Source organism: Nonomuraea rosea, from assembly GCF_039539705.1.
Taxonomy (GTDB): Bacteria; Actinomycetota; Actinomycetes; order Streptosporangiales; family Streptosporangiaceae; genus Nonomuraea; species Nonomuraea rosea.
This window is the reverse complement of the sequence record NZ_BAABDQ010000115.1, coordinates 1-2,258: the sequence shown is the minus strand read 5'-3', so window position 1 is coordinate 2,258 and position 2,258 is coordinate 1. Positions and strand designations below refer to the sequence as shown.

Below are 2,258 nucleotides of genomic sequence, written 5' to 3'. Positions count from 1 at the left end.
GCCTGACCTGATGAGCGACCGGCCGCCGAGGGCATAGGCACACGACCCTCCCCGGCCCTACACGCATTCTCCCAGGTCAACATCCAAATCCGGGCTCACGTGTGACTACCAGCTGCGGAACCCCGGTCAGTCGCTCCTGCACTTTCATAAAGCGCTTGGCCCGGTCGGACTCCGGCTCATCACCCTCCAGCCAGTCCGCTGGTCGCAGGTAGGGCCGGCGGCGGGGGCCCGCGGCGGCGAGCGACATGACCAGCACCGCGAGGACTGCCACCACGCCGACCACCATTATCGCGATGATGAGCCAGATCAGCACGGTGCCGATCACCTGAAAGCCTGCCGACACGGCGTCACCCACGGCCGCGTAGCTGATCGCCGCCCAGATCACGCCCGCGACAGCCCCGCAGAAGGCGAGCAGCTTCACCAGTCGCCAGCCCGCCTGGGTGCCCACGAAGGCGAGCGCGACCGCCAGGATCAACGCGACCAACGGCCTTTCCAGGAGTGCCACCATCTGCGCCCAGGTGACCTCGCTCAGCAAGCGCTGCGGCGACTTGCCCTGCGCCGCGTTGCTGCTGAGCGCCCACACCAGGGTCGCAACGGCTGAGCTGTACAGGACCACCTTGAGCAGGCGTGACCGGCCGGCCGCGCCCACGATGACGAGCGTGCCCGTGACCAGGATGGCCACGTGTGGATCGCCCAGCGTGACTAAACCGGGTTCCGTCATAGCTTCAGCTCGGTGACTTGCCAGGCTAGGCAGAGCCAGTGGCCTTGCACCATCGTAAGGACGTGAAGGTTACGGAATCGCTTGGGCGGTTTGTCGGTGCTGACGATGCTGCGCACGACACAGAGGTTCGGGCCCTGGCTCATCCAGACCTCGTGTGCGTCGACGGCACGGTGGAGTTCAGGGTTCCTCGGGCTGGCGATCTCGTCGAGCAGTTTGTCGCGGGTCTGCTCCTCTCCGCGGGCGCGTGTGATGCCAACGAAGTCTGCTGCTAGGAGCTGCTCGGCGGCGTGCAGGTCGTGGTCGTTTTCCGCTTCCACGAGCTGCCGCACGGTCTGGATAGGGTCCGGGCCGCTTGCGGGGTGGAGCTCCAACAGGCGGAACAAATCCAGCCATCCGTTGAAGTCCTCCGGACCTCTCGCGCCTTTCCGCATGACTTGTCCGCGGATGCCATCCGATGAGTGGTGCAAATCCAGGACGAAGTGCATGCCTTAGCCTCCCTCGATAGCTGCCGTACACGGCCATGGTCACTCCCCACCCGAGTCCGGCACCCCGGGGAAGAGCCCAGGGATATCCCTGGCGATACCCTCCGCTAGGAGGGGTCGTCGTCCGCGGCGAACCGGGCGGCGAGTTCGGCCCGGTTGGTGACGCCTAGCTTGGCGAAGACATGTCCAAGGTGGTATTCCACCGTCTTGACGCTGAGTAGCAGTTCTCGACCGACCTGCTGATTGCTCCTCCCGGTGGCCACTAGCCTGGCCACCGCCAGCTCACGAACGGTCAGCCCTCCGCCTTGGGGTTTACGTCGCGGTGCGCGGCCGCACGCGGCCAGTTCCTGGTGGCATCGTTCGAGATACGGCAGGGCGCTCAGCCTGCTGAACACCTGGTGTGCGGCTGTCAGCTGGTCTCCCGCTGCGTTACGTGATCCGTGCCTGCGCAGGAAGCATCCGTAGTCCAGCTCCAGGCGGGCGCGGTCGAAGGGGACGCCCGCACGGTCGGCATGACGCAGACCGCGTTCGAAGGCGGCCGCGGCTCCGGGATGATCCTGGTGGGCGGCGAGCAGGTTGGCCTTGGCGCGGAATACCCGCACCAGGGACATGTCGAGTGCTCGTGCCAGCGCCCGCCGCTCGAAGGGTGCCAGGACGGCCGGGGCGCGCTCCGGCTCGCCGACTGCAAGGTAGGCGTCGCTGAGCAGGTCACGCCAGTCGAGCACTCCGGGCTCTTCGGCTCCGTCCTGATCGTTGAGCTCGAGGAGGGGGTGCAGTACCCGCAGCACCCGGGCCGGGTCCCTTTGCGAGGTGGCCAGCCACGCCTCGGCGACGGCCCCATAGAGTCGGTTGACCAAGATCTTTTCGAGGTGACGGCCTTCGGTCACGTGATCTTCTGCGGTCGTCCAGTCGCCGCGTTTGGCGGAGACTAAGTGGTCCTGCCCGTAAGTCCTTCGGGGTCAGTGGCTGAGGTAGAGACCGCAGGCGCAGTCGAGGGCTTCTTGGGGCGTGCCCGCCGACATGCCGGAAGGCAGGATCTGGTTCTCGTACTTGCC

At 66.6% G+C, this 2,258-nt stretch carries 3 protein-coding genes; all 3 read right to left on the bottom strand.

Annotated features, from left to right (window positions below; genetic code table 11):
- Positions 1-76: 76 nt before the first annotated feature.
- The 3 genes from ABEA43_RS67605 to ABEA43_RS67595 all read right to left on the bottom strand — a co-directional run bounded on the left by ABEA43_RS67605 (position 77) and on the right by ABEA43_RS67595 (position 2,090).
- Positions 77-682 (bottom strand): hypothetical protein, encoded by a 606-nt coding sequence (locus ABEA43_RS67605; RefSeq protein WP_345581491.1) that lies wholly within the window; start codon positions 680-682, stop codon positions 77-79.
- A gap of 35 nt (positions 683-717) precedes the next feature.
- Positions 718-1,206, bottom strand: coding sequence for a nuclear transport factor 2 family protein (locus tag ABEA43_RS67600; protein ID WP_345581488.1), 489 nt, complete (start codon positions 1,204-1,206; stop codon positions 718-720).
- Positions 1,207-1,310: 104 nt separating this feature from the next.
- Complete coding sequence (locus ABEA43_RS67595; RefSeq protein ID WP_345581485.1) at positions 1,311-2,090, bottom strand: helix-turn-helix transcriptional regulator; 780 nt, start codon at positions 2,088-2,090, stop codon at positions 1,311-1,313.
- Positions 2,091-2,258 lie beyond the last annotated feature (168 nt).